Raw genomic sequence first — 26,108 nt, 5'->3', positions numbered from 1 at the left:
AAGCATTTTCCACAATTTTTTACATTGGCAGTCGTTCTGCAATTGTGCTGAGCCGCCCTCCTTGGCCTCTCAACTGCAGTCTTGCCGTGTTCATGAAATTGTTCCAGATCGCCGTGCAACTCTCCTACACCTTCGTCGTCATGGCAATGCTGATGCTGACCGCTTTCCTGGTTTCCCTTTACAGAGGCGTCCTGTTGTTTTGTGCTATCCGATTGAACGTTTTCTCGTCATTTTGGGCAACCAATCCGACAGATCGTGCAAGCCCAAGAATGGACACAGCCGTACGCTGTCAAGTAGTTGTGGTCGCTCTCCTTTGCAGCGTCTTTCCCGGGAGCTCATTGGAGGTCGGCCTTCGAGCTCATCTCAGATATAGACGCCTGTGCATCGATGTCTGAAATACCGGACTGACAGGCAATCAGCAGACAGAGATCCCTGCCACTGGATTCAAAATTTACAAACGGCTTGAGGGCAAGGTGCGCAATGCTCCTGCGAGCCACATTCTTTCACCATCTTTAATTAAGGGGCCAGCTATGGACAATATCGAAATCAATGCGCATCGCCGCAAATTCCTGGGCACATCAGCAATCGCCATGAGTGGGGCTGTGGTCGCCGGATCCGGTTTGCTGGCTTCGGTTCCAGCCGCGGCGCAAGCCGCTGCTCCAGCGGGCTTGGCTGTTATCGGCCATCCTGACACTAAGAATATTGTGGTCGAGCGCGTCAACTATCCGAACAGGAACACACAGACCCAAATCGCCGCCAACCTGTTCAAGCCCGCCAACTTTGACCCAACCAAGAAGTACCCCGCGATCGTCGTGACGCATCCCATTGGCGGGGTCAAGGAACAGACCTCGGGCCTTTACGCACTGCGTCTGGCCGAACAGGGCTTCATCACTCTAGCTTACGACGCGTCGTACCAGGGCGACAGTGGCGGCCTGCCGCGCCTGATGGAGCTCCCCACGGCGCGCGTCGATGACATCAGTAGCTCGATCGACTTTCTGAGCAACCATCCGCAGGTGGATGCAAACCGAATAGGCTCCCTTGGCATTTGCGGTGGTGGCGGCTATGTCGTGAATGCGGCCCAGACGGAGCTTCGCATCCGAGCGGTGGCTACTGTGAGTGCGGCAGATATCGGCGATCTGCGTCGGAGTGGCCTGGCAAACAACCGCAGCTACGAAGAACGCATGAAACTGCTGCAGGACGCGGTAGCGCAGCGCAGTCGAGAGGCTCGCGGCGAGCCTATCCGCTTGGTTCCCACGGTGCCGGAATCCACCAAGGATTTCACCGCAAGCACCCCTGTCATGTATCGCGAAGGCTATGAGTACTACAAGACGGCACGGGGCCAACATCCCAATGCGCCCACTCGCGCCGTGTTCTCTTCGCTTCCCGCACAGATGTCTTTTTTCGCGTTCGATCAGATCGAGACGATCGCACCGCGGCCCATTCTAATGATCGCTGGCGCCAATGCGGACAGCCTGTACACCAGCGAGAACGCCATCAAGAAGGCGGCCGAGCCGAAAGAACTCTTCTTGGTGCCAGGTGCAACTCACATCGACATGTACGACAAGCCGCAGTACGTCACGCCCGCGGTCGAAAAGCTCAATGCGTTCTTTCGCCGCAATCTGGCCTGAAACCTGACCCCTCCACGTGATCTACGTCGAGCAAAGCAGGTGGTAGCCGATTCACCCCAAAGGGAGTGATCCATGAACGACAACAACAAGCCATCTTCGCCGCAAGGCCTGGGAATCAGTCGCCGTGACCTCCTGGCCGTCGCAGGCACAGCAATCGCTGCGAGCGTTCCGCTTTCTGCGGCCACGCAAAATCTACCTGCACTCCGCTCTGCCGGCGCCACGGGCGTTTTGACATCTCCAGCGGACGTCAGCCGAACGCGCAGGCTTGGTGCCCTGGAAGTGTCATCTATCGGCCTAGGATGCATGTCTGCCAGCGCGTACTTTCTGCCGCTCCCCGGCCGGCAGCGAATGATCGCAGTGATCCGCGCCGCCGTCGAACGCGGGGTCACCTTCTTCGACACCGCCGAGATCTATGGTCCGTTCGTCAACGAAGAGATCGTCGGCGAGGCACTGGCGCCGTTTCGCAATAAGGTGACAATCGCCACCAAGTTTGGCTTCGCCTACCAGGACGGCAAGCCGACGGGCGCCCGCAACAGCCGTCCCGAGCACATCCGGCAGGCTGTGGATGGCTCCCTCAAACGGCTCAAGGTGGATGTGATCGACCTGCTGTACCAGCACCGTGTCGATCCGGACGTTCCGATCGAGGATGTCGCCGGCACCGTGAAGGACCTGGTCAAGGCCGGCAAGGTCAAGCACTTCGGTCTTTCCGAACCCGGACCCAACACGCTACGCCGGGCGCACGCAGAGCTATCAGTCGCTGCCGTGCAAAACGAGTACTCGTTGATGGAACGGAGCCCCGAGGGCGAGATTCTGTCCATCTGCGAGGAACTGGGCATCGGCTTCGTTCCATGGGGTCCGGTGGCGCGAGGCTTTCTCACCGGCCGGTTCGGCGAAGGCACCCGGTTCGGCTCGGACGATCACCGCTCGACAATTCCGCGGTTCTTGCCCGACAACATGAAAGCGAACATGGCCTTCTTCGGCGTCGTCAGCCGATGGGCCGAGCGCAAAGGCGTAACCACCGCGCAATTCTCGCTCGCATGGCTAATGGCCCAGAAGCCGTGGATCGTACCGATCCCAGGCACGACCGATCCCTGGCATTTAGCCGAGAACCTGGGCGCTGCAGCCGTCAGGCTGACGGCTGACGAACTGCGGCAGATTGCGGCTGACCTGGCTCAGGCGCCCGTGGTCGGACCTCGTGTGTCGAACCCCGCCACGACACACAACGGTGTGGAAGCCCGTCGGCGCTAAGTTGCTCAATCAGGTCGGTACGACGAGTACCTGACCCCCACTGAAAAAAGCACAGGGACACTGTTTGATGAAGCTATATCAGGGCCAGGTCGCTGCCGTCGCGGTAACCTTGTCGCTTCTCTTGTGCTCTGCGAACCATGCCCAGCAAAGCGCGCCTCGACAAGCGCCGACCGGGCTTGCCTACACCACTGCGAATCGAACGCCTGTTCCGATACCGCCGTCTGAGGCTGGCTTGCAGACGGTGACCGCAGAGCCGTGGCTGGAGTTGGTCGACCAACCCCATTTTCTGGAAGGCGCAGTCTTCGACAGGGCCGGCAACCTGCTGTTCGTGGATATGTTCAGTGGAAGGGTGCTCAAGGTCGCGCCCAACAAGGCTGTCACGACTGCTGTGGACAAAAGCGAAAACGCGATCACGCCCACGGGCCTCGCTATTCACAAGGACGCGCGCCTATTCGTCGCCGAGGTTGGAGACATGGCGACGGGCGGCAGTATTGTCGCTTTCGGGCCAGATGGCAGCAAACATACGCAAGTGGTTGCGCCAAGCGCAGGCTACTTCCCGGACGATCTGGTCTTCGACAGCGTGGGCGGCTTCTACTTCACAGACCTCAAGGGCCGCTCCACCGAGCCCACGGGAGGCGTGTACTACTCAGCTCCCGACGGGCGAATCACCCCCATCCTGCGCAACCTTGCTGCAGCCAATGGCGTGGCCCTGTCGCCGGATGAGAAGACACTGTGGGTCACCGAGTACGCACGCAATGTGCTTCACAAAATCACTCTCGACGATGCGACGACCGTCGCGACTATGGGCACGGCTATCGCCTACCACTTTACCGGACCAGCGCCTGACGGCTTGCGCGTGGATGCTGATGGCAATGTGTATGCGGCCATCTTCCAGCAAGGGCGCATCCTCGTCTTCAATCGCAACGGCTTGCCGATTGGTCAGATCCTGGTGCCGGGGCGGGACCAGGGCCGCTTCCTGCTCACGACCAGCCTCGCGTTCAAGCCCGGCACGAACGAAATCTACTTCGTTGCCAACGATGGTGGTGGGGCGCGTGGCGCGACCGTGTTTCGCACCATCGGATTCGCCACGGGGCCGGCGCTGTTCTCGCACCAGTGACCCCTATCAGCGCTCGGCGCCTTACAAAAAGCAGAAAGGCATAGATCATGAGCAACGACGCATACCACAAGCCCGTCTGGTTCGTCACCGGCTGCTCGAGCGGGCTGGGCCGTGCTCTGGCCCAACGCATCGTGGACCAAGGTTGGCGCCTGGTCGCAACGGCGCGGGACAAGGAGAGAATCGCTGACCTTGCCACCGGCGCTGAAGATCGCGTTCTTCTCCTTGATCTCGACGTCACCCGCAGCGATCAGATCGATGCTGCCGTTGACGCGGCGCAGGCACTGTTCGGCCGGATCGATGTACTGGTCAACAACGCGGGCTATGGCTACCAGAGTTCCGTGGAAGAAGGCATCGAAGCGGAGATCCGCGCCCAGTTCGACGCCAATGTCTTTGGCCTGTTCGCCGTCACTCGCGCGGTACTGCCCATAATGCGGGCCCGACGCAGTGGGCACATCCTCAACATCACATCAGTAGCCGGACTGATCGGGTACCCAGGTTCAGGCTACTATGCAGCATCCAAGCATGCCGTCGAAGGCTTCTCGGACGCACTGCTGGCCGAAGTGGCACCGCTGGGCATCCGCATCACCTGCATTGAGCCTGGACCTTTCCGTACCGATTGGGCGGGGCGCTCGCTTCGCCAGACCCCGACGCGCATCGCAGACTACGAAGAAGTTGCCGGTAAGCGGCTCGATTCCACCAAGGCATCGAGCGGCACCCAGGCGGGCGATCCGGCGCGCGCGGCCTACGTAATGATTAAGCTCGTCCAGATGGCAACGCCGCCACGGCACCTGCCGCTGGGTGAATGGGGGTACGACGCAGTGCTGGCCGATCACCGTAGCCGGCTGGCGCAACTCGAGCAGGTGCGCGCAATGAGCATCTCCGCCGATTTCCCGGATCGATGAACGGGTACGGAGCCGATGGACTCGACAGATTCGCCTTTGACGCGATCGGCACGCGCTGGGCGATAGAAACACCCCAACCGATCGAGCAGCCGCTGCGCCAGGCCATCCTCAACAGCGCAGAAGCCTTCGACGCGACGTGGTCGCGGTTCCGAGAGGATTCCCTGGTCAGTGAGATCGCGCGCGCGGACCGCGGCGGGCGATTCCGCTTTCCAGTGGAAGCCCATCGTCTGTTCGATCTATACGACCAACTGCATGCCGCGACGGCTGGCGCGGTCGACCCGCTCATCGGCCGTGACCTGGAGCTGCTCGGTTATGACCGCCACTACGGGCTGGTTCCGGCTCCAATGGCTGAACGGGCAGCCTATCGACGCCCCTGCTGGACGAATGACGTTGCGCGCCAGGGATGCTTGCTGACCTGCAGTGCCCCCCTCGTGATCGATGTCGGCGCTGCCGGCAAGGGATTGCTGGTCGATCTGATTGGCGACCTGCTTTGCGATGCCGGTCACTCGGATCATCTGATCGATGCGAGCGGTGACCTCCTGCAAACCGGCGATAACGCACTCGCGGTGGGCCTGGAGGATCCTCGACACCCAGACCGCGTCATTGGTATCGCCAACCTCAAGGCACGTGCACTGTGTGCATCCTCCTCGAATCGGCGGCGATGGGGAGAAGGCTTGCACCACATCCTTGACGCGCGCACCGGTGTGCCTGCGCAGGACATCATGGCCACTTGGGTCGTGGCAGACGACGCGATGACGGCGGATGGCTTGGCCACGGCACTGTTCTTCGTTGACCCTTCACAGCTGGCGAGCGCGGGATCATTTGAGTTCGTTCGGATGTTTGCCGACGGGCGCGCCGAATGGTCAGCAGGGCTTGAGGGTGAAATTTTTGTTTGATATGAGGAGAGCGACGATGATCCATAAATCCCTTGCGCGTGCACTCGCCACCACCGCGACCTTGTTTGCTGTGTGTGGTGAAGCGTCGGCCGGCTCCGAGGTCGCGACATCTGTGCCGGGCCGCAACGAAACCCGTTATCTGAACGGTACCTACACGGCCGAAGGACTGTACGGTGGCCTGCCCTCGAAACTGACGGTCACGCTCACGCTCGCCGAGGACCTCATACAAACCGTCTCCGTGCGCACCCATGCCACCGACCTGACATCGCTGGACTACCAACGCCGCTTCGCTGAGGCCGTGCCAGCGCTGGTCAAAGGCCGCCCTCTTGCAGAAGTGCGAGTTGGCAAGCTGGCAGGCTCCAGCGGCACGCCCGACGGCTTCAATGCGGCCCTGGAGCGCATCCGCGAGCAAGCGCGCAGGCCCTAAGGAAGGATCACATTTCAGGAGGGGCTGGCAGGGGACGTAGCAACTCGCTCGGGCACTCCACCCTTTCTCAGTTCATCCTCATGCGCTTGACGTCGCGCTGAGGCGGCGCACCGAACAGGCGGCTGTACTCGCGGTTGAACTGGGAGGCGCTCTCATAGCCGACGAGTCCGCCCGCATGACCTGCATCGAGGTTCTGGTTGAGCATCAGTTGCCGCGCTTCCTGCAGCCGCAACTGCTTCTGGAACTGCAACGGGCTCATGCCAGTGATGGTACGGAAGTGCTGCCTGAACGTGGAGGGGCTCATGCGAGCGCGCTCCGCCAACTCGTCGACGTGCAATGGCTCGGTGAAGTTCTGCTTGAGCCAACTGACTGCCTTGGCGATTTTCTGACCGGGAGCGCCAGCGGTGACCAAGTGCCTTAACTGCGGTCCATGGGAGCCCGTCAGCAGCCGGATCGTGATTTCCTGCTGAATCAGAGGTGCCAGCTTGGACACCAGTGCAGGCTCGTCCAGCAAGTTTACCAACCGGATCAGGGCGTCGGCCAACGCGGTGTCGAGCTTCTCGATGGTCACAGGTTGGCAAGAACAAGCCTTCTCTGGCAGCGGTAGCTCCAGCTCTGAAGCGATTTGCATGATGGATCGAACATCCAGCGTCAGCATCAAACCGAGAAAAGGCTCCCGCATGCTCGCCTGCGTCACACGCGCAAGGACTGGAAGATCGATGGTCGTCAGCATCGACTGACCTTCCCGGTAATCGACAACCTCTTCGCCAAGCGTCACCTGCTTGGCGCCTTGTAGAACAACGCCCAGGCCGACGCCATAAATGCAGTGCAATGGCTGGGTGACGGCATTGCGACGATGGAATGATAGCTCGGGTATCGCCGTGTGGTGATCACCGTCAGTTCGGGCAAACCTGGCAACAGTTCGAGCCAGAGCACTTCCGTTATCGGCTTGCCCCCCGACGACCTCCAATGTCCCGTGCGTGTGCATGAAGTGTCTCCTTGGTGGATGAGGCAGCTTTCAGCATATCACCAAGCAGTGCCACACGTTTTCATATTTCAGCGCAACCCCATCGTTTTAGGCAAGAAATTGCCCATATTCGACAACTGCAAATCGCATGATCCAGAGACACTGAAACATTGGTCAAAACTCCCTTCTGGAGCACCTATGTCATCGCTTTTTTCTTCGTACCCACTTAAAGGCATCACGTTACGTAATCGCATCGTGGCGTCGCCGATGTGCCAGTACCAAGCGATCGACGGCTTTGTGAATGATTGGCACCATGTTCACTACCCGATGCTCGCGCGAGGCGGCGTGGGCCTGCTGGTGGTCGAAGCCACTTCTGTGTCGCCGGAGGGTCGCATCACCCCGGGAGACCTAGGGCTGTGGAGTGATGCCCACGTCGATGGCTTCAAGCGCATCGTGCATGGCATCAGGGAAGGCGGCGCGTTACCAGGGATCCAACTTGCCCATGCAGGCCGTAAAGCAGGCTGCACGCCACCCTGGGAGGGAGGATCGCCTCTGCCCAAGGATGATCAGCGCGCCTGGGAGGCAATAGCGCCCAGCGCGCGGCCCTACATGCCAAGCGAGCCGAACATTCCGCGCGAGATGACACTGCAGGATATCCGGCGAGTTCAGCAGGACTTCGCCGATGCCGCCCGCCGCGCCGTAGACGCTGGTTTCGAATGGCTGGAACTTCACTTCGCGCACGGCTTCCTAGCCCAGAGTTTTCTGTCACGTCATGCGAATGCGCGAACCGATGCGTACGGTGGTCCATTGGAGAATCGCGCCCGCTTCCTGATCGAGACGGTCGCTGCCGTGCAGCAGGTCTGGCCAGACCATCTGCCGCTGACGGTACGCCTCGGTATCGTGGAATTCGACGATGGCGCTGCGCAATCGGCTGATGAAGCTGTCCAGGTCGTGCACTGGCTCAAAGAGGCTGGTGTTGATCTGGTCGATGTCGGGCTGGCCCTGTCTACACCCACAGAGCAAGTGCCCTGGGCACCTAACTTCATGGTGCCGTATGCACACCGGATTCGAACCGAGACCCATCTCCCCGTGAGCACCAGTTGGCTGATTACCAGCGCCAGCGAAGCCGACGCATTCGTGCGCGAGGGCAAGCTCGATCTCGTGTGCATTGCCCGTAGCCTTTTGGCCAATCCGCACTGGACTTTCCAGGCGGCAAGAGAACTGGAGATCGAGGAGCCGGCGTCAGTGCTCCCAGCGCCTTACGCCTATTGGCTGCGTAGGTGGTGAGCGTTCACCGCCAGCGGCATGCAATCGACTGCGAGCCGTCACATCTTCCAACACGAGTGCCAGCTCGGGAAAATCTGCGTTTCGACATGGAATTGATGAATGGAATTACGACACTTGCGCTGCTTTGTAGTTCTCGCAGAAGAATTGCATTTCACCAGGGCTGCCGAACGCCTTCACATCGAGCAATCGCCTCTATCACGAACAATCAAAGAGCTCGAAGAGGAACTAGGCACACTGCTGTTCGATCGTGATCGGCGAGGAACTAAACTGACGGAAACAGGGACGGTATTTCTCCAAGATGTGCGGCGCATTTTTACGACCCTGGATCAGGCGCGAGAGAATGTTAAATCGGTAATTGCCGGCCGCCAAGGCAGCCTACGCATTGCAATTTCAGATGGAGCAGTTGATTCACGATTTTCGGACTTTCTGACGCGCTGCCGCCAAGAAGAGCCGGAGATCGATATACGTATCAGTGAAGTGCCGTTAGCAGAGCAACTGCGAGGTTTACGGTCAGAGGATTTCAGTCTTGGCTTTGCACATACCGATGATGTAGGAGGGAACATCATCGCCGAACCCGTGTGGCATGCATCTGTGCTGGCGGCAGTGCCTTCACGTCATCCACTCCTTGTTCATAAGGAGATTCCTTTGGATGAATTGGTGCGATTCCCACTGATCATGTGCGACCCGCAACTATGCGAGGGCTACTGTCGCGAACTCACTCGTATTCTAAGTTCGGCAGAACGCAGACCTACCTTTGTCGAACACGTAGCCTCCGCTGAGATGATGCTCACGTTGGTCGCGGCGGGCTATGGGATCGGATTCACGTCCTCGGTCAGGACGGCTGTATGCCGCCACCCGGACATCGTCGCCCGCCCCATTGCATCAGAAGATGCGGTGCTCACAACGTATTTGCTCCGCTCAATGCAATCGAAACCCAATTTTCTTCTGGAACGGTTCGCTGAACGCCTGCGTACCCAAGGAGAAGAGGATCTAACCTCCTAGTCAGAACTGCGCTGTGTGCAGCTACGCAAGTGCAGTTCCGTGGCAGCCATCAGATCAGCAGCACTCAAATCCAGAGCCGCCGCGATTCTAAGTATGAGCGCGAGGGTTGGCATGTGCTCGCCACGCTCGATCTTGCCCATATGAGAGCGTTCAATGGCCGCCAGGGACGCCAGCTGCTCCTGCGCCAAGCCCTGCTCCACGCGTGCATCACGAACCGCCTGACCGAAGGCCTGCGCAGGTGCTGGTTCATAGGTTGTCGCGCCTCGCGGGCGACCTCTTGAGATTGTCGGCTTCTGCATCAACAGAAGCGTCGAATATCAGTGCAATTTAAACCACGTTAACTTTAACTCTTGATATGATATTTCTTTGATCTTGGGTTTCGTCCACCACTTGCCTGGCATCGCGCGCATGGCCATTCCTAGTCAACCGCCGGTGATACTTATTGGCGTATCGCAAGGCACCCCCACCGCAAGCTTGGCGCCTCTCCTAGCGCAGCAGCGCGCCGAGGAGCCGGAGTCCTCGGTGCGCGTGAGAGAGACACCAGCAGAAAGTCTGTTCAAGGGCTTAGCCTACGGGGCGTTTGATGTTGGGCTCGCAGGAGGGACGACGTTTCCAACTGGCCTGAACTCACGGACTCTGTGGCGGGAAGAGTTGGCCGTGGCGCTCTCAGTCAGGTCTCCGCTGCTGGCACACGCATCGGTGCCAACCGCAGCACTTCGGGACTACCCCTTGATCCACTGGGGCTCCGGACCGCAAGGATCACCGAGTAGATTGGTCGATTTTTCTCCAGAGAACACTGGCAACGCCGCACACATCGCGAAGTCCTTCGCCGTGTTCGCATGTCTTGTAGCCGCAGGGTATGGCGTAGGGATTGCACCAAGATCACGCATTGCCCAAGCCCCTCAATGGGGCGTCGTAATGCGTCCGCTTGCGAAGAGGACATTCCTAGAAGTGCGCCTGTATTGGCCCGGCGGCAGACAATCGCCCACTGTCGAACGCTTTATCCAGCGATCACTGGGTGCCTTTTCTGCGAAAGGAGGTCGCCAGATTCGGGCAAGTTAAGCGTGCGGCAATTGATGTCGCATTGAATCAGCCGCGGGTTTCACGACGACCAGCCGCAGCTCATCCACACACAGCGGTACGCCGCATTTGTAGTTCGCGGCACCGCTGCGCGATTCCCCCGCCGCCGAAAACGTGCGCCGGATCAAGAAGGTTCACATCATCGACTTGGCCCCAACGTATCGTTCAACAATCGTGCCGGTCATTGAGAGAGGTGACACCCTCCACAGGATGCGGCTTGCTGTCGTAGCGCACAGCAGATATTTCATGAATGACCATCGAGTCCCGTATCAGCGACAGCGCCGGATGCACCGCGCGGTGTCCATGCCACGAGGGGTCCCGATCCACGAAGTTGATCGATGGGCTGAACCAGCGGCCCGGCCCTTCTTCCTCGTACTCCCACAGAGCGATCTCGGCAGTGGCGCCGCTTCCGTCAGCACTGGTCACGTCGCAGGCCTTGCGAAACAAGACGACGTTGTCACCAACCGGGGGCTCTTCAGGGCGCCGGCTTTGTGCCGAGGGGTAGATGATGCCGTCGACATTCAACGTCGCATGAGCAGCTAAATAGTCCGCAACAGCTTGCGTGACAAGGTAGTCCCGATCCTGTAGTTCGGGGACCACTGGCGCCGACAGCCGCTCGCCCAACGTCCTCAGGAAGTCGCGTCGCTGCGCCGCGGAGCGTGTAGCCGGATCAAACAGGCTGGCATCCGGACGCAACTCAACGGTCGCCAGTCGTCTAAGATCCAAAAGGCGCAGTGGGCGAATCACCTCAAACGCAGCCAGTGCAATCCGGCTACCCACCGGGGGACGCACCTCGGCAATGCAGATTTCAGGAGCCGTGGCGCCGTAGAAAGCAGGTTGGCCCTGCCCATTCATTCGTCCGGCAGCACCGAGACCCACCGGAGGGGAACCCAGAAAGCGTTCAGGCCAGCGTAGTGCGGCAACCAGCGCATCCTCAGTTTGGAACACTCTGCCCCGGTAGAGCGTCTTCAGCGATGTGCCCGGACCCGCTTCAAAGACGACCGGCCGCCCCTCCTTGTCTCGATCACTAGTGAGCTCACCAAAGATCGTGTCGAGCAACGCCAGCGCCTTGGGATTGAAGTAGCGCACGTCAGAACGCAGGCTGTCTTCCATCTCACGCCAAGCGTGACCGAGTGGCTCGGCCATCGACGACTTGAGGACAAACCAGGGGTCATCATCGCCGTAGCGCGATTCTCCAGAACCAGCGTCGTACCAGAGATTGCCCAGGTGCTCAACGACAACCTCGACGGCCTCCTGTGGCATGCCTGTCAACTCTGAAATCGTTGTCTGCAGATCATTTCCGGCAGGAGTTCGACCGAAATGGATTACCGCCATCGTGTTGCTGGATTCCTCGAAAAATGTATCGATGACTTCCTCGCATAGCCGTGCCACCTCCCATAGCTCTGCGGCCGGCGCATCGCGATCGCAATACTCGCAAGGATTCTCCTGCGTAGCGGCGTCCTGCACCAGGCGCTGCAGGTATGGCTCCCCAACGCAGTCAGCACATATAAAGCTCATATGGAATCCTCAAAGCAGTTCGCAACTTCCATCAATTGATAGAACTATGACATGCGTTTTCCAACCTCGGCGAACTACAGCCCATGGCGTCAGTTTGGCGGGCTACGATGGAGAATGAATCCACGTACAAGGGAGCAATATGCCAATCAAACGTGCAACAACCGACGAGACAGAAGCCGATCTGGAGGCGCGCGCCCGGGCGGCGATCAAAGTGGCATTTCCTTGGATGCCCGACGGTGACATCAAGCACCAGATCAAATTCACCTTCAAGTTCGGAAGGCAGACCTTGGAGGTCAATGCTGGAAAGTCTCGTACCGAGGCGCGACTGGACATCCTATTGGAGAAGGACGACCAGCCTCTGGCCATCATGGAGCTGAAGAGGCCCGGCCTCACGTTGACCGATGACGATGGCGCGCAAGGCCTTTCGTATGCAAGGCTGGTGCAGCCTCAGGCGCCGCTCGTAGTGGTCACGAACGGCACCGACGTCAGGATCCTGGAGACGTGTACGGGAAATCCTTGGCAACCAGCGACTGCAACTGCGGAGGCATTCAAAGACCTCATCACGCAAGCAAGCCGCGTCGCCGGGGCAGACATTCGGCATGCTATCGACACCCTGATGGGCACAACACCGAATGTGTGGATGCAAGCCGTTCGCCGCGTATCAACCGAGACGATCGAAGAGCTCACAGCATCCTCGGATGAACCAGCACTGCCATTCGCCGCTGATTTTCTCGCTCCGCGCGCTGCCACCCATCTGTTGTGGCGAAACCTGGTTGTAGGGAAGAAGCTACTGGTGCTGCAAGGTCCTCCTCTCGCCGGCAAGAGCAATGTGCTTCGCGAACTTTGTGCGCGCACGGAGCAGAGCGATGCCCTCGCCACCCTGTACGTCGAGGCGGGTGTTGGCGGTGGCGTGCTCCAAACTCTGGCCGACGCCCTCTCGCGTTCGCTGAGCTGGCCCGTATCGCCGCAAGAGGCACGGGACTGGCTGAACCGGATCTCAAACCACGATGGCGTGCGGCTCGTCCTGGCATTTGACGGCCTGCGTGCAGCAGACACTGCATCGGTGCGGGAGATCGAGGATCTCTCTTCCAATGCGTTCGGCCCCTCCCTGGCGGTGGTGGTCGCAATGGATGACGCTGTGGCGCAGAGCGTGCTCAAGACGCCAAACCAGCTTTCGCTTTCACCGTTGGGACGCCGATCCAAGGTCGTAAGCGTTGGACACCTGCGCGACCGCGAATTCAAGCTTGCTCGAGCCCTTTTGGGACAGCGCCGCCTGTACTTGATTAATGGCGCCGAGATGGCGCCCGAGTATCGAGAGCCGTGGGTGCTGCGAGCTATCAGCGGCTCTGGCCAGGCTGCGCTCAAGGGCAAGCCCGAGACGCAGGCGCTTTCGCTGCCTTCGCTGCTCGGGCCGCGGTTGCTGGAGGTCGTTCGCAAGCGTTTCGCGCAACACCACGAACTGCGACGAAGGTTCAGGGGCCTGGCGCGCTCGATGATTGCGGATGCGCAGGACCAATCCCGGCCGCCCGAAATCGTGCTCCAGCAACTGGAGATGGGCATCATCCGCCGCACCGCGGTCAAAGCGGAGCTTGAGCTCGATGATCTGCAATGGCTGATCGATCATGGATTCGTTCGCCCTGGCATGCACGACGTGGCGGGCGCGACAATCCTGGTTCGACTACCAGAGCTGCTGGCCAGCGAGATGGCGCACGCACTGGCCGATGAACTTGTGAAGCGCTCGAAGGAGGATCTGTACGAAACCGCTGCGTGGATTGCCGGCGCTGCAAGCAATCTTCCGCTTGGCGAGGTGGTGGCAGCGCAGGCCATTGTCGATGCCGCCAAGCGTCCGAATGGCCTACCCGTCGGCCTCATCAGCGCGCTGGTGGCGATGCCCCCCGAACGCGAGGTGTTGGATACAGGCGGTCACTACGCGATGGTGTTACCCAACGGCGCCATGATGGACATCAAATTCCAGCCCGATGGCAAAGGCGTTGTCGTCATTGATGGGGAGCAGCACGAGATTGACCTCGGCGATGATGAACAGGTCAGCTACAAGAATATCCACCCCTGGCTGATCTTGTCTCACGTGGCATCCACGCCTTTCGAGGTGATGGGGGACCATGGGGCCGTAAGAGAAGACCCGAACCTGCTGCTGCAGATTGGGACGTGCCGTGTGCCTCTGCGTGGAAATCGGGGGCCGCAATCGCTGCGGATGCTGCCGACGCTGGACATGCCCGATGGCGTATCCATCGTGCATTCGGACGCCGGGGTCATAGAACCCGTCACGCTCGGCATCCTCGACTATCTTTCCGCTGCCGAGGATCAGGCGGACAACTGGGTCGCGACTGCGGCCAGTTCGGGCTCAGTTGCCTTGCTCTCCCGGGTACATATCGCGCTTGGGGTTCTGGCCGGCTTCGAGACTCACGCAAGAAGCGAATGGGCGAAGGCTCAACTCAAGGCCGTGATTCTTCCGAAGCTGCGGGAGGCCATGGGTGATACGGAGGAACCTTCACCACGGATCTGATGAGAGCCAAGCGGCCAAAGCGCCCGTCCATGGCCCGTCAAAAGGAGGTGGGCAAGGATGACGCCCTGTGGAGAAGGGCGACGGTGTGTCGTCGCCCCTCCATCCAGCACAAAGCTACACAGTCTCCAGCGCGGCAGCATTGTCCACTAGGCGCCTCACGCTTTCGCGAACGGGCGCGGAGAACTCGGCTGATTCGGCAACGGCCTCCGATGCCAGCTGTTGGGGACCCAGCAACGCCTGCACGACCTTATCCAGATTGGTCGGCGTCACAATGTCCACGGCTGCGCGATCGTCCAGCCCGGGATGGGGCTTCGTCAGCAGGTGGTACAGCTCCCACGCTTCAGCGTGCGCGGCTTGGTTCAACATCACCTGCGCAAGCTTGAGCTTGAGCGGCACAAGTTGCCAGTCAGGCACGCGCTGTCCGCGGTTGCCGATGCTGATGGACAGCAGCTTGCCCGCCTTCAATTCGCGGTTGACCTGGTCCTTGGACTTGCCCGCCAGCTTGGCGAACAGCGGCACAGGCAGGCTGCTCGGCGCCTCGTAGATCGCCAGCATCTCCTCGCGCTCGCGCTGGATGCCAGACACCTCGGGTTCCTGCACCGCAGGCGCCTGCACGATCGGGACAGGGGACAGGCGCTGGAATCCAGCGCCTTGGCCGCCTGGGCTGACAACGATGGGCACGCCACCCGCAGTTGGCGCATTGCCCATTGCCGCCGCAATTGCAGCCTCGGCCAGTTTCTCGCCGTCAGCCATCGCCGGCACGCCTTCGATGTGGATCGTGAGATGCGCGCTTGCAGCTTCCACCTGCCCCTGCTCCAAGAGGTCCAGGCGGTCGGCCCAATCCTGCATCATGCGGCGCCGCGGCTCGACGTACTTGGCATGGTTGTACGCAGAGCTGACCTTGTTCGGATCGGAATGGGACAGCTGGGCATCCACCCAGATCTTGGGGTAGCCAACCTCGTTGAGCGCAGTCGACAACGTGCCACGGATGCCATGGCCGGTCAGTTGATCTTCGTAGCCCATCCGGCGCAAAGCGCTGTTGAGCGTGTTTTCGCTGATGCGCTTCTTGAGCTCGCTGCGGTGCGCCAGAAGATACCGCTGGGCCGGCTTCATTTCACCAAGGAGGTACCGCACGACCTCAATGGCCTGCAGGGAGAGCGGAACAACATAGGGCGGGACATCCTGGGGCCGCTTGCCAGCCTTGCGCATCTCGTCCTGCAATTGCTTGACGAACTCGGGTGGGATGATCCAGAGGCCACGATCCAGGTCAAACTGGTCGGGGGTAGCCAGGCGCAGCTCGCCGGTGCGCACACCCGTCAGGAACAAGAGACGGATGCCCAACTGCGTCTGCAGACCACGCCGACGGTAGTCGCGCAGCTTCAGGAGCATCTCGGGCAGCTCATGCAGTCGCAGATAGGGGTTGTGGGCGGTCGGCGGCTTTGGGGCCGCAACCACGTCAAGATCCGAGGCCGGATTGACCTCCATTCCTTCGGCGATCACCAGGGCATAGCGGAACATCTGTCGGAACCAGGTCCGAACCTTTTCAGCGGTGGTGAAGGCCTTGCGTTCCTCGATCTTCGCCAGCACGCCCAAGAGCTGGGGCCGGCGGATGTCGAAAATCGACATCTTGCCCAGGCTGGGCAGCACATCACGGTCAAAGATCCGCAGGATCTGCGAGAGCGTGCTCTGGCGACCCTCCTTGAGCTCCTTGCGGCGATGCTCCACCCACGCGTCGAAGACCGCCTTGAAGGTGTGCTCGGCCGCAAGCTGGATCGCATGCCGCTTCTGCTTGCGATCAGTGTGGGGGTTGATGCCCTTGGCCAGCAGGGCCCTGGCTTCGTCGCGCAAGATGCGGGCATCGCGCAAGCCGATCTCGGGATAGTTACCCAGAGAGATGCGCTTTTGCTTGCCGAGCCAGTAGTAGCGGAAGTGCCACGACTTGCCACCGACCGGTGAGACCACCAGGCCGAGGCCATCAAGATCGGGGAGGTTGTAAAGTTTGCCAGTCGTCTTGGCTTGGCGGACGATCAGATCAGAGAGTGCCATCATCGAGCTCCTAAGTTGAGACTTAGGCTCAATGCTCGTCACGGTTCCACTCCTGGCCCAGCAACAATCCGGTCCTGGATCCACCCGCATTCTTTGGCCTCAATTCTGGCCTCAAAAACGCTGGCTGTCGGTGGATTTCGGTGGACGGCCCTGGAATGAAAAAAGGGGCCGAAGCCCCTGTTTTCAACGACTTACAGACGTCAGTGGATGTCTGTAGATCGTAAATTGGAGCGGGAAACGAGACTCGAACTCGCGACCTCAACCTTGGCAAGGTTGCGCTCTACCAACTGAGCTATTCCCGCGTGAGCTGCATATGATACGAAAGATTCTTCGCCTGTACCAGCCCTCCAATCCTCACCAGGACCCAGGCCCGTTTCCGCGGGTAGCCAGCCGTCCATTGATGGGTGCTGCGATGTGCTTATGGAGCTCATTGAGTTCATGGCGCGTCATCGACCCCAACAACGTAACGTCGCCTGATGTGCGAGCGATACCTGGAGCTTCCAGAGCGTGTCATGCACTTTTCATGAGTGCGAAGCCGCTTGTAGCGCGTCGAGACAAGGCGTGCGCTGCGGTTCAGGCGGGCGACCAAGGCAAAGCGCGCAACGCAGTCACAGCATCAACGCATCTGCAGGATGACAGGCTGACTGCTGGCCGGGTTCGTCCGTCCACGCAGGTCCTTCACTTCCTCAGGCTTCACCGAGCCGCCGCGGTTGCCCCAGGATGTACGGACGAACGTCAGAACGTCGGCGATTTCCTGGTCGGAGAGCTGCTTGCGGAAGGGGGGCATGCGATAGGCGTCCGGCACGCCATTGGCGACGATGCGACCGGATCCATTCAGCGTCACGTTGATCGAAGAGGCGTTCTGCTGCGCCATGGATGATGTGGATCCTGCCAGGGGAGGAATCCACGGACTCTGTCCGCGTCCGTCCTGGCCGTGACAGGAACTGCACTTGGCCATGAAGGTCTGTGCTCCGGGAACTTTCAACCGCTGATCAAGCGCCAGCGTCGCGTTGGAAGCTGCATCGTATTGCCATGGCGCTCCATCACGCCCGGGATCACCTGGCAGCGATTTGAGATAGTGCGCGACCGCCTTCAGGTCCTCGTCGCTCATGTACTGCGTGGAGTTGTTGAACACGTCGGTCATCGAGCCAAAGACGACGGCGTGCTGGTTGCGTCCGGTCTTGAGGAACTGATGGATGTCCTGCTCGCTCCAGCGACCGATCCCGGTGTTTGCATCGCCCCGAAGACTCGGGGCATACCAACCATCCAGCAATGCCCCTGAAAGATAGCGTGGACTGCTTTCATCAAGCCCTTTCTCGTTCATCGCCAGCCCGCGTGGCGTGTGGCAACTGCCGCAGTGGCCCGGGCCCTGGACAATGTAAGCGCCGCGATTCCATAGCGCATCGCGCGAGCTTTCCGACTGGTATGTGCCCGGTTCGGCGAAAACACCGTTCCAAAGCGCCAGCGGCCAGCGCATGTTCAATGGCCAGGGAATGTCGCTCGGCTTGTTTTCCTGGTGGACAGGTCGAACATCATTCATGAAATACGCATAGAGCGCGCGCACGTCCTCGTCGCTGAGCTTGGCGTAGGACGGATAAGGCATTGCCGGATAAAGCCGGTGACCGGAGCGCGCAACGCCATGGCGCAATGCCCGGTCGAACTCCGCCAGGCTGTAGCTGCCGATGCCGGTTTCCTTGTCGGGCGTGATGTTGGTGGCGAAGATCGAACCCAGGGGGGTGGCCATTTCGAGACCACCGGCGAAAGGTGCGCTGCTTGGCGTGCTGTGACAGGCCACGCAATCGCTGAGACGAGCGACATATTCACCCCGCTGGATCAACTCGGCGGGTGGTGCTTGCGTATTGGCAACACCATCGAAAGGCGAGGACGGCGTACGGCTCGCAAACCACGCCACACCGGCCGCCACGACCAGGCAGACCAGCAGCACGGGAACAAGGAATTTTCTCAACCGGTGCTTTTTCATATGACGTTGCGACCTGGGCAAGGCGGTCTTGCTAACGGGTGAAGTTGTAGTGCGAGAGCGGCATGCTGCGAATCCGCTGGTCGGTCAAGTGGGAAACCGCATTGGCCACGGCCGGCGGCACGGCCGGCAATGGCGGCTCGCCGATGCCGCCCATCTTTTCGCCACTCTCGACGATCCGCACGTGTACGCGCGCCATGCGGTTGGGTGGCAGGATCGGATACATGTCGTAGTTGCGGGCCACCGGCATGCCGTGCTCATAGACGGCCTCTTCCAGCAGCACTTCGGAAAGCCCCAGCGCCACCGCGCCGTTCACCTGCGCCTCGACGATGGCGGGATTGACGATGCTGCCGGGATCGATTGCTTCCCAGATGTCGTGCACCTTGACCTGTCCATGCTCGATCGAAACCTCCGCGATCACCGCCGTCTCGGTACCGAACGCCTTGGCCATCGCCACGCCGCGCGCGCGGCGCGTACCGTCCTCGGCGGTGAAGGGGCCGCGCTTCCAGCCACCGGACAATTCATCGACCGCACGCAGCAGCGTGGTCAGCCGCTGATTTCCCTGCAACAGCCGCATTCGCAGCTCATACGGATCCTGCCCGCCCATGTCGGCCAACTCGTCGAGAAACGTCTCATAGAAGAAGTCGTTCATCGAACTGCCGACCGAACGCCAGTAGCCAACGGCCATCGGAGACTTCACGTAGAGCTGGGCGATCCGTCGATCGGCAATCGTGTAGGACTTGTCGATCAGCCCTTCCACCGCGCTGTCGTCGATCTTCTCGCCGCGCTTGTTGTTGATGCCTTCGGTCGGGCCTTCCGTAGCGCTTATCGCCTCCAGGGCAATCGGTGTGCCCTGTGCATCGAGTCCACCACGAAAGCGGACAGCGGCCATGGGGCGCAAGGCATCGCGCAGGAACTCTTCCTCACGGCTCCAGATGACCTTGACTGGACGCCCGGTTTCCTTGGCCAGTTGGATCGCCTGCGGATAAGGCACGGCGGCGTTGTAAAGAAAATGACGGCCGAAGAATCCCCCCAGCAACGGCGAGTGGATGAGGATCTTCTCGGCAGGCAAGCCGGTGCGCTTGGCAATGTCGTCCTGGAACATCTCCGGCGCCTGATTGGGAACCCACAATTCCAGCGTCCCATCCGGGTTGAACCGGGCCAGGGCCGAAGGCGGCTCCAACTGCGCGTGGTTGAGGTATTGACTGTGATAGGTCGCACTGACGATCGTCTTGGCACGCTTGAACGCCGCACCGACATCGCCGACCACCTCCGCGTCATCGCCCTGCCCTGGCTCGTTGGCGAGGCGCTCGACGAAGGCCGCCGTGGAGAAATCGGCGGGCATGTAACGCACGTCGGCATCCGGCGTGGGTTCTTCCCAGACGACCTGCACTGCTTCCGCCGCGCGCTTGGCATCCCACCAGCGTTCGGCAACCACCGCCACGGCGCCGGGCAGACGGTGCAAGGAATGCACGCCTTTCATCGCCGTGACCTGCGCTTCGTTGCGGATGGCGCCCACCGTCAATCCCAGCCGCGGCGCATGCTGCACTGCCGCCTGCAACATGCCTTCCACGCGGCAGTCGATGCTGTAGACCGCCTTGCCGGTCGATTTTTCATGCGCATCCAGGCGCAGCACCGGCTTGCCGATCCAACGAAACTCGCTGGGATCCTTCAACTTCACGCTGTCCGGATCGGGCACCGGCAGATCCAGGGCACGCGCGGCCAGTTGCCCATAGTCCAGAGATCGCCCCGACGCGGCATGGATGACCTTGCCCGGCTCGGTGGTCAACGCATCAATCGGCACGCCGAGTTGCACCGAGGCCACCTGCAGCAGCATTCGCCGCGCCAGCGCGCCCAGCCGGCGCATGGTCGAATAACTCATGCGCACCGACATGCTGCCGCCGGTGATCCGCATGCCGTTGTCCATCACCTTGTATTCGGTGCCGGCAGGCGCGCTGTCCACGATAAAGGTCGCCGGATCGGCATCGAGTTCTTCGCCAACGATCTGCGCCATCGCGGTGAAGATGCCCTGCCCGCCTTCCATGAAAGGGCTCAGAAAGCGGATCGTGTTGTCCGGCCGGATTTCCAGGAACGCGGGAACCCGCGTGCCCGGCACCGTCGCACTGACGGCAACCTGAGCGCGCGCCTTGCCGACCGGAAGGCCCAGGCCCAGTACCAGCGCTCCCGCGGCAGTACCTGCCGAGGCGAGCAGAAAACGGCGGCGGGAAATATTGGTCGGCTGCTCTCCGGTCGGAAAGACTTCGCCCGCGATGGGTTTATCCACCAACGTGGTCATGATGCATCCCCCTCCCCATCGACCGCCTCGGGAACCTTGCGGTTCGCTCCCAGGACAGCAGCACCGGCCAGGGCAATCGTCGCGGCGACGACGGCCTGACCCACCGGAGGCTCTGAAGTCCGCGATACGGTGCTCGCGGCAACCGGGCCGGCTTCATCACCACCTGCCAGATCGTGGACCGCTGCGTTGATCGCGTTGTAAGTGCCACAGCGGCACAGGTTGATCATCGCGGCGGCGATTTGCTCGTTCGTCGGATGTGGAAGCTGTTTGATCAGCGCGGTTGCCGCCATGACCTGGCCGGACTGGCAATAACCGCATTGAGGAACCTGGTGCTTGACCCAGGCTGCGACGACGCGCTTGCCGACATCATCGTCTTCGATGGATTCAATCGTGGTGATCTTCCGCCCCACCATGCCCTCCACGGGCGTGACGCAGGAACGCACCACCTCGCCATCCACCAGCACCGAACAAGCCCCGCATTGCGCGAGCCCGCAACCATACTTCGTCCCCGTCAGGCCAAGTTCGTCGCGGATCACCCACAGCAGGGGCGTATCGGCGTCGGCCTGGATCTCGTAGGTCTTGTCGTTGATCTGAAGCTGCATGGTTCACCAACCCTTTGCTTGGGAGCAAACTCCCTGGCTCAACACCTCGGCGGGCCATACACGACACCCCAATGCGTGCCCTGAGTAGCTCGGCGAAGGTAGCACGGGCACTCGCAGGCACTCATAGCGTTGTCTTGCTAAGACCTATCAATAAAGTTGATAAATACAGCGCTGCAGATGTAGCTCCGCGCCCCGTGCAAGCCTTGTGAATTGAAGGTAAGGGGCAGGTACATTCATGAGTCGCGTTCATACCAACATGCAGTCGGATGACGCCATGTCGTGGTCTCGAATAGGCGAGGATAACCATGCCCCGGGAGCCTATCCCGACATGTGGTCCGACATCACCTGAGCATCATGCTTAAACCCATCTCCCCCTACCCGGACATCCTGAGCGACGACAGCACCGCGATTCTCCGCTACGCGGCCGATGCCGTCACAGCAGGCGTACCCACTGCGCTGGTCACCTTGACTGAGATCCGCGGCGGCGCTGCACGCCAGCTCGGTTCCCAGATGGCAGTCCGAGCGGACGGCCGGTACTGCGGCTTCGTCTCGGGTGGCTGCACCGAGGCTGCGGCCGCCGCCGAGGCCCTCGAAGCGCTTTCGGCAGGAGAAGACAGGGAAGTCAGCTTTGGCCTGGGATCGAGCTATTTCGATATCGTCCTGCCCTGCGGCGGTGGCATCACGTTGAATATCCACCTCCTGGATTCCGCGCAACCTCTACTGTCGCTACTGGCCGCACTGGACCGCCGCAAGCCTGCCGGCCTGCGCTACGCCCTCGGCCCGCATACCCTCGAATACGTCCCGCGAGCGCTGGATACCGGCAGTAATGGCCAGTACTTCGACATCGGCTACCACCCACGCACGCGCCTGGTGATCTATGGCCGTTCCATCGAGGTCGAAACCACGACAAAGCTGGCGCGGGCCGCCGGTTACGACGTGCATGCCCATGACACCTGCGAGCCACGCTCGGCTTCCGAACTCATCGATGCGGACACCGCCGTGGTCCTGCTCTTCCACGATCTCGACCAGGAACTGGTCGCCCTCCGCGCCACATTGGCCTCGGCACCGTTCTATATCGGCGCACTCGGCAGCCACCGTACGCATCTCCGACGGATCGCGGCATTGACCCAACTTGGCTATGCCGATCAGGACATCGCACGGATCAAAGCACCTATCGGCATCTTCCCAAAGGCCCGCGATGCACACTCGCTTGCATTGTCCGTCCTGGCCGACGTCGCGGCGGCACGCACCAGGCAGGTCACTCCCGCAGTTCCATCAGGCTAGGGCATGTCATCCATTCCCGGGCAGGTCATTGGGCAGGAGCCGGCAAGGCGTATGAAAACACCAACCATACGACCGGATCCATGAAGCAACCTGATCAATACAATGATTCCAGCTCTCAGGTTCGCCCAGCTTGCGACGGGTCCGGCATGCGCTATTTTCTCTTCAGGCGCAGCGCCTCGATCAGCACCTGCATCGCCCGTGATGTCTCACGCTGGCTGGCATAGAAAAGGTGATATCCCGGAAACCTGCGCCACCACGGTTTCAACACCGGCAGCAGTTTTCCCGACTCAAGATATGGCTGAGCCAGATCCTCCGGGACATAGGCCAATCCATAGCCGGATAGTGCGGCGTTCAATATCTGATAGAAACCGTTGAATGCCAGCCGGCCATCCACCCTTGCGTTCATCTCGCGCTGCCCTTTCTTGAGCCTCCAGGTGTACAGGCTGCCTCGCGCTGGAAGCCGAAGATTAATGCAATCGTGATCGGCCAATTCTTCCGGCGTTACCGGCGTCGGACGCGAAGCAAGATAGGAAGGCGCTCCGATGATGGCGAAGCGCAGGTCCGGCCCGATACGAATGGCCGACATGTCCTTCGAAAGTTCATCCCCAAGCCGCACACCGAAATCGTAGCCACCCTGCACGATGTCAGTCAGTGCGTAATCGACATTCAGCTCCACCTTGATCTGCGGGTACGACGCAAGAATTCCCGAGAGCTTCGGCCACAGCAGCGTATCGATGGCATGATCAATCGCGGTCATCCGGATCGTGCCAACGGGAACATCTCTCAAGTCCGTGATGGAGCGCAGCTCCGATTCGACGATCTTCAGCCTGGGGGTCACCACCTTCAACAGCCGTTCCCCGGCCTCGGTGACCGATACGCTGCGGGTGGTACGCGTCAGCAGCCGCACGCCCAGGCGCTCCTCCATTTCGCGGATCGTGTGGCTGAGCATCGACTGCGACATCCCGAGCTGAGCAGCGGCGCGTGTGAAACTGCGTTCCCGCGCGACCGCGATCAGCACAAGAAGCTCGCTGTAATGTTCCCGAGGCATTTATCGACCACCACGCATAGGTGTTTCCGATTGTATCAACCCCCAGCACATCGCCTCATCGTGAAGAATATCCTTATGAGGTGATCGAACAGGCGCATCCACTCTCTGCCACGTGTGTGCACATCAAAGCGGATCAACTCACCACCACAGCGGAAGAACCGCTCAATGAACCGGCTCGAAAACCTCCCACCCACCAGGTCCATCACCGTCATCGTCCTCGCTGCAGGGCGTGGTGAGCGCTTTCTTGCATCAGGGGGAACGTCCCACAAGCTCGATGCCCTGTTGGCAGGCAAGCCCGTGCTATGGCATGTGATGCAGGCGGTGGAATCTTCCGGCCTGGACTGCCACGTCGTGCAACCGGCAGGAGGCACGCTTGGCATGGGCGACTCGATCGCCATGGGTGTGAGAGCAACTGCAGATGCGGCCGGCTGGCTCGTTCTGCCCGGCGACCTGCCCTTGATTCGCGCTCAATCACTGCGACGTGTTGCCGCGGCACTGGCCGATCACGCCATCGTCGTTCCACATTACAGGCAAAGCAATGGACATCCTGTCGGTTTCCGGGCGGAGTGTTTCGATGCGCTTGCGGGCCTTTCCGGAGATGGTGGCGCGGCCGCCGTCGTACGCGCGCATCGACAAAACGGCAGCATCCTGGACCTGCATCTCAACGATGCCGGTGTCGTCCGTGACGTGGATACGTCAGAGGATCTCCGCCGCGTCCAACGACTGCTGCGTACACGGATAAGGCACAGTCCTTGAATGACGCGACACTCGGCAGAACCTGTGCGCGGAATCCTGGTATCGCGCCTGGAGCTTGTTATGCCGTTTTTCATGAGCTGCATTAGTCATCAACGGCGCCGACTCCCTGCCGCTGACGATCAGCCCTCCGGGAAGCCGCTTGTGGCGTGTCGATACAAAGCACGCAATGCGGTATCGGCGCGCCGCAAGCAGCTTCGCACTCATGGGAAAGTGCATAATACGCTCCATGTATGGCGAGGGCTGAAACGACGATTTGCCTATCGTCCAACTACGGCTCGTAACGTAACGCCGCCACGAGCAATGCCATCGCGCCCGACGACTGCCGTCGGCTGGGATAGTACAGATGATGCCCCGACCACGGGGGAGACCAGTCTTCAAGAACAGAAACCAAGTGCCCGGATTTCACGTAGGGCCTGGCCAAGTCCTCCGGCACATAGGCCACTCCCAGGCCGGCCACGGCGGCATCGACGCAATCGTAAATGCTGTTGTAGATCAACTGCCCGTCGACACGGACGTTCACCTCTCGCCCTGCCTTTTCGTACTCCCATGCCCATAAACCACCGTATGTCGGCAAGCGCAGATTGATGCAGTTGTGCTGCATCAGGTCTTCCGGCTTCTTTGGGATGGGGCGGCCGGCGAAATAACGCTTGGTGGCCACCGTGGCGAACTGAATGTCGGGACTGATTCGTACGGCGATCATGTCCTGAGCAACGGACTCGCCAAGACGAACACCCGCATCGAACCGATCGGCAGCGATATCGGTGAGTCCATTGTCGGCAAACAATTCGACCTTGATGCCTGGATACTTCGGCAGGAATTTCTTCAGCTTGGGGGCTATCAGCGTCCGGATCGAGTAATCCGAAGCGGTAATTCGTATCGTCCCCGTGGGACTGTCCCGCAGTTCCGACAATGACGACAGCTCATCATCGATTTCCTCGAACTGGGGGGCCACCGTCAGGAGCAGCCGCTCGCCCGCCTCGGTCGGCGCGACCGTGCGGGAGTTGCGCGCAAGCAAGCGGACACCCAGCTTCTTTTCCAGCGATCGCACGGCATGGCTTACCGCCGTTTGGGACAGGCCCAGGCGTGCAGCCGCGCGAGTGAAGCTCCTTTCTCGGGCCACAGCGAAAAACGCCGACAGTCCGCCAAAAGAGTCCTTGAGCAGGTTGTCTCGCATGATCCACGAACTTCGTTCAGGCACTCGCAAAGACGATATCACCATCACTCAAGGCACGCGGCTGCGCCCGCCGCCCATACAAGGAGGCGTCTGGCCAAATTCATTCGGGAAATCCGCTACTTGCCTGCGCGCACCTGCCGCCCGGAGCGACAGCCTGGATTCCGCAGCGGGTTCCGGCACAAAAAAAGAGAGCCTTGGCTCTCTTCTGAATGACCTGCAGGTACCGACAGCCCTCTGCAAGTCCATATATGGAGCGGGAAACGAGACTCGAACTCGCGACCTCAACCTTGGCAAGGTTGCGCTCTACCAACTGAGCTATTCCCGCTGG

General features: G+C 60.6%; 20 protein-coding genes, 2 tRNA genes and 1 pseudogene. 12 read left to right on the top strand and 11 right to left on the bottom strand.

Translation table 11 applies throughout. The annotated features are described in order from the left end of the window. Nucleotides 1–530: 530 nt before the first annotated feature. The 6 genes from AC3WJE_RS03325 (at nucleotide 531) to AC3WJE_RS03300 (ending at nucleotide 6,218) form a co-directional block, all read left to right on the top strand. Nucleotides 531–1,628 (top strand): alpha/beta hydrolase, encoded by a 1,098-nt coding sequence (locus AC3WJE_RS03325; RefSeq protein WP_493729353.1) that lies wholly within the window; start codon nucleotides 531–533, stop codon nucleotides 1,626–1,628. A 303-nt stretch (nucleotides 1,629–1,931) separates the two neighbouring features. Continuing rightward, nucleotides 1,932–2,876: an aldo/keto reductase gene (locus tag AC3WJE_RS03320; RefSeq protein ID WP_493729465.1), complete on the top strand. Its 945-nt coding sequence runs from the start codon at nucleotides 1,932–1,934 to the stop codon at nucleotides 2,874–2,876. Between the two features lie 241 nt (nucleotides 2,877–3,117). Next, entirely contained in the window at nucleotides 3,118–3,993 is an 876-nt protein-coding gene (locus AC3WJE_RS03315; RefSeq protein ID WP_493729464.1) for an SMP-30/gluconolactonase/LRE family protein, read from the top strand. Between the two features lie 47 nt (nucleotides 3,994–4,040). Continuing rightward, the gene (locus AC3WJE_RS03310) at nucleotides 4,041–4,895 is read left to right on the top strand and encodes an oxidoreductase (protein WP_493729352.1); all 855 of its coding nucleotides are present in this window, start codon (nucleotides 4,041–4,043) and stop codon (nucleotides 4,893–4,895) included. Next, nucleotides 4,892–5,791 carry an FAD:protein FMN transferase gene (locus AC3WJE_RS03305; protein WP_493729351.1) on the top strand — a complete coding sequence of 300 codons (900 nt, stop codon included), beginning with the start codon at nucleotides 4,892–4,894 and terminating at the stop codon, nucleotides 5,789–5,791. Before AC3WJE_RS03310 ends, AC3WJE_RS03305 begins: the two co-directional genes overlap by 4 nt. Nucleotides 5,792–5,807: 16 nt before the next feature. Next, nucleotides 5,808–6,218 (top strand): hypothetical protein, encoded by a 411-nt coding sequence (locus AC3WJE_RS03300; protein ID WP_493729350.1) that lies wholly within the window; start codon nucleotides 5,808–5,810, stop codon nucleotides 6,216–6,218. A gap of 67 nt (nucleotides 6,219–6,285) precedes the next feature. Here the strand turns inward: AC3WJE_RS03300 and AC3WJE_RS03295 are convergent, their stop codons facing one another. Further along, a complete protein-coding gene (locus tag AC3WJE_RS03295) occupies nucleotides 6,286–7,206 on the bottom strand; it encodes an AraC family transcriptional regulator (RefSeq protein WP_493729349.1) in 921 nt (306 codons plus the stop codon). Nucleotides 7,207–7,383: 177 nt separating this feature from the next. Here AC3WJE_RS03295 and AC3WJE_RS03290 point away from each other — a divergent pair, with 177 nt between their 5' ends. Then, nucleotides 7,384–8,472 carry an NADH:flavin oxidoreductase/NADH oxidase gene (locus tag AC3WJE_RS03290; protein ID WP_493729348.1) on the top strand — a complete coding sequence of 363 codons (1,089 nt, stop codon included), beginning with the start codon at nucleotides 7,384–7,386 and terminating at the stop codon, nucleotides 8,470–8,472. Nucleotides 8,473–8,571: 99 nt separating this feature from the next. Further along, complete coding sequence (locus tag AC3WJE_RS03285) at nucleotides 8,572–9,474, top strand: LysR family transcriptional regulator (RefSeq protein ID WP_493729347.1); 903 nt, start codon at nucleotides 8,572–8,574, stop codon at nucleotides 9,472–9,474. On the opposite strand, the gene AC3WJE_RS03280 is transcribed toward AC3WJE_RS03285, so the two are convergent. Next, nucleotides 9,471–9,773, bottom strand: coding sequence for a helix-turn-helix transcriptional regulator (locus tag AC3WJE_RS03280; RefSeq protein WP_493729346.1), 303 nt, complete (start codon nucleotides 9,771–9,773; stop codon nucleotides 9,471–9,473). The two genes, AC3WJE_RS03285 and AC3WJE_RS03280, sit on opposite strands and share 4 nt — an antisense overlap. A 109-nt stretch (nucleotides 9,774–9,882) precedes the next feature. Between AC3WJE_RS03280 and AC3WJE_RS03275 the strand changes: the two genes are divergently transcribed. Beyond that, nucleotides 9,883–10,536, top strand: a complete 654-nt coding sequence (locus AC3WJE_RS03275; protein ID WP_493729345.1) for a substrate-binding domain-containing protein — start codon at nucleotides 9,883–9,885, stop codon at nucleotides 10,534–10,536. A gap of 183 nt (nucleotides 10,537–10,719) precedes the next feature. Here AC3WJE_RS03275 and AC3WJE_RS03270 read toward each other — a convergent pair whose 3' ends face one another. Next, the gene (locus tag AC3WJE_RS03270) at nucleotides 10,720–12,021 is read right to left on the bottom strand and encodes an RES family NAD+ phosphorylase (protein WP_493729344.1); all 1,302 of its coding nucleotides are present in this window, start codon (nucleotides 12,019–12,021) and stop codon (nucleotides 10,720–10,722) included. Nucleotides 12,022–12,211: 190 nt separating this feature from the next. Between AC3WJE_RS03270 and AC3WJE_RS03265 the strand changes: the two genes are divergently transcribed. Continuing rightward, nucleotides 12,212–14,596 (top strand): type I restriction enzyme HsdR N-terminal domain-containing protein, encoded by a 2,385-nt coding sequence (locus tag AC3WJE_RS03265; RefSeq protein WP_493729343.1) that lies wholly within the window; start codon nucleotides 12,212–12,214, stop codon nucleotides 14,594–14,596. A gap of 114 nt (nucleotides 14,597–14,710) precedes the next feature. Here AC3WJE_RS03265 and AC3WJE_RS03260 read toward each other — a convergent pair whose 3' ends face one another. The 5 genes and pseudogenes from AC3WJE_RS03260 to AC3WJE_RS03240 all read right to left on the bottom strand — a co-directional run. Beyond that, nucleotides 14,711–16,642 (bottom strand): tyrosine-type recombinase/integrase, encoded by a 1,932-nt coding sequence (locus AC3WJE_RS03260; RefSeq protein WP_493729342.1) that lies wholly within the window; start codon nucleotides 16,640–16,642, stop codon nucleotides 14,711–14,713. 226 nt (nucleotides 16,643–16,868) lie between these two features. Then, a tRNA-Gly gene (locus AC3WJE_RS03255) sits at nucleotides 16,869–16,944 on the bottom strand. A gap of 314 nt (nucleotides 16,945–17,258) precedes the next feature. Further along, on the bottom strand, nucleotides 17,259–18,623 hold the full coding sequence (locus AC3WJE_RS03250; protein ID WP_493729341.1) for a c-type cytochrome: 1,365 nt from the start codon (nucleotides 18,621–18,623) through the stop codon (nucleotides 17,259–17,261). Nucleotides 18,624–18,654: 31 nt separating this feature from the next. Continuing rightward, complete coding sequence (locus AC3WJE_RS03245; RefSeq protein WP_493729340.1) at nucleotides 18,655–20,916, bottom strand: xanthine dehydrogenase family protein molybdopterin-binding subunit; 2,262 nt, start codon at nucleotides 20,914–20,916, stop codon at nucleotides 18,655–18,657. A 149-nt stretch (nucleotides 20,917–21,065) separates the two neighbouring features. Then, a pseudogene (locus AC3WJE_RS03240) lies at nucleotides 21,066–21,518 on the bottom strand ((2Fe-2S)-binding protein); the annotation flags it as partial. Nucleotides 21,519–21,872: 354 nt separating this feature from the next. Here AC3WJE_RS03240 and AC3WJE_RS03235 point away from each other — a divergent pair. Next, entirely contained in the window at nucleotides 21,873–22,802 is a 930-nt protein-coding gene (locus AC3WJE_RS03235) for an XdhC family protein (protein WP_493729339.1), read from the top strand. A 151-nt stretch (nucleotides 22,803–22,953) separates the two neighbouring features. Here the strand turns inward: AC3WJE_RS03235 and AC3WJE_RS03230 are convergent, their stop codons facing one another. After that, the gene (locus tag AC3WJE_RS03230) at nucleotides 22,954–23,850 is read right to left on the bottom strand and encodes a LysR family transcriptional regulator (RefSeq protein ID WP_493729338.1); all 897 of its coding nucleotides are present in this window, start codon (nucleotides 23,848–23,850) and stop codon (nucleotides 22,954–22,956) included. Between the two features lie 165 nt (nucleotides 23,851–24,015). On the opposite strand from AC3WJE_RS03230, the gene AC3WJE_RS03225 reads away from it, so the two are divergent. Continuing rightward, the gene (locus AC3WJE_RS03225) at nucleotides 24,016–24,606 is read left to right on the top strand and encodes a nucleotidyltransferase family protein (protein WP_493729337.1); all 591 of its coding nucleotides are present in this window, start codon (nucleotides 24,016–24,018) and stop codon (nucleotides 24,604–24,606) included. Nucleotides 24,607–24,874: 268 nt separating this feature from the next. Here AC3WJE_RS03225 and AC3WJE_RS03220 read toward each other — a convergent pair whose 3' ends face one another. Both AC3WJE_RS03220 and AC3WJE_RS03215 read right to left on the bottom strand, forming a co-directional pair. Continuing rightward, complete coding sequence (locus tag AC3WJE_RS03220) at nucleotides 24,875–25,780, bottom strand: LysR family transcriptional regulator (protein WP_493729336.1); 906 nt, start codon at nucleotides 25,778–25,780, stop codon at nucleotides 24,875–24,877. A 249-nt stretch (nucleotides 25,781–26,029) separates the two neighbouring features. Then, nucleotides 26,030–26,105: transfer RNA gene (locus AC3WJE_RS03215), tRNA-Gly, on the bottom strand. Nucleotides 26,106–26,108: the final 3 nt, after the last annotated feature.

This window comes from Pseudomonas sp. GW821-FHT07E12 (assembly GCF_058986605.1).
The sequence above is the reverse complement of the archived record's forward strand: the minus strand, read 5'-3'. Positions and strand labels throughout refer to the sequence as shown.

Excerpts from the sequence above, each read along its gene's own strand:
- AC3WJE_RS03325 (WP_493729353.1), top strand. The coding sequence starts at position 531 with ATGGACAATATCGAAATCAATGCGCATCGCCGCAAATTCCTGGGCACA.
- AC3WJE_RS03320 (WP_493729465.1), top strand. The coding sequence starts at position 1,932 with ATGTCTGCCAGCGCGTACTTTCTGCCGCTCCCCGGCCGGCAGCGAATG.
- AC3WJE_RS03310 (WP_493729352.1), top strand. The coding sequence starts at position 4,041 with ATGAGCAACGACGCATACCACAAGCCCGTCTGGTTCGTCACCGGCTGC.
- AC3WJE_RS03305 (WP_493729351.1), top strand. The coding sequence starts at position 4,892 with ATGAACGGGTACGGAGCCGATGGACTCGACAGATTCGCCTTTGACGCG.
- AC3WJE_RS03300 (WP_493729350.1), top strand. The coding sequence starts at position 5,808 with ATGATCCATAAATCCCTTGCGCGTGCACTCGCCACCACCGCGACCTTG.
- AC3WJE_RS03295 (WP_493729349.1), bottom strand. The coding sequence starts at position 7,206 with ATGCACACGCACGGGACATTGGAGGTCGTCGGGGGGCAAGCCGATAAC.
- AC3WJE_RS03290 (WP_493729348.1), top strand. The coding sequence starts at position 7,384 with ATGTCATCGCTTTTTTCTTCGTACCCACTTAAAGGCATCACGTTACGT.
- AC3WJE_RS03285 (WP_493729347.1), top strand. The coding sequence starts at position 8,572 with ATGGAATTACGACACTTGCGCTGCTTTGTAGTTCTCGCAGAAGAATTG.
- AC3WJE_RS03280 (WP_493729346.1), bottom strand. The coding sequence starts at position 9,773 with ATGCAGAAGCCGACAATCTCAAGAGGTCGCCCGCGAGGCGCGACAACC.
- AC3WJE_RS03275 (WP_493729345.1), top strand. The coding sequence starts at position 9,883 with ATGGCCATTCCTAGTCAACCGCCGGTGATACTTATTGGCGTATCGCAA.
- AC3WJE_RS03265 (WP_493729343.1), top strand. The coding sequence starts at position 12,212 with ATGCCAATCAAACGTGCAACAACCGACGAGACAGAAGCCGATCTGGAG.
- AC3WJE_RS03260 (WP_493729342.1), bottom strand. The coding sequence starts at position 16,642 with ATGGCACTCTCTGATCTGATCGTCCGCCAAGCCAAGACGACTGGCAAA.
- AC3WJE_RS03250 (WP_493729341.1), bottom strand. The coding sequence starts at position 18,623 with ATGAAAAAGCACCGGTTGAGAAAATTCCTTGTTCCCGTGCTGCTGGTC.
- AC3WJE_RS03245 (WP_493729340.1), bottom strand. The coding sequence starts at position 20,916 with ATGACCACGTTGGTGGATAAACCCATCGCGGGCGAAGTCTTTCCGACC.
- AC3WJE_RS03235 (WP_493729339.1), top strand. The coding sequence starts at position 21,873 with ATGCTTAAACCCATCTCCCCCTACCCGGACATCCTGAGCGACGACAGC.
- AC3WJE_RS03230 (WP_493729338.1), bottom strand. The coding sequence starts at position 23,850 with ATGCCTCGGGAACATTACAGCGAGCTTCTTGTGCTGATCGCGGTCGCG.
- AC3WJE_RS03225 (WP_493729337.1), top strand. The coding sequence starts at position 24,016 with ATGAACCGGCTCGAAAACCTCCCACCCACCAGGTCCATCACCGTCATC.
- AC3WJE_RS03220 (WP_493729336.1), bottom strand. The coding sequence starts at position 25,780 with ATGCGAGACAACCTGCTCAAGGACTCTTTTGGCGGACTGTCGGCGTTT.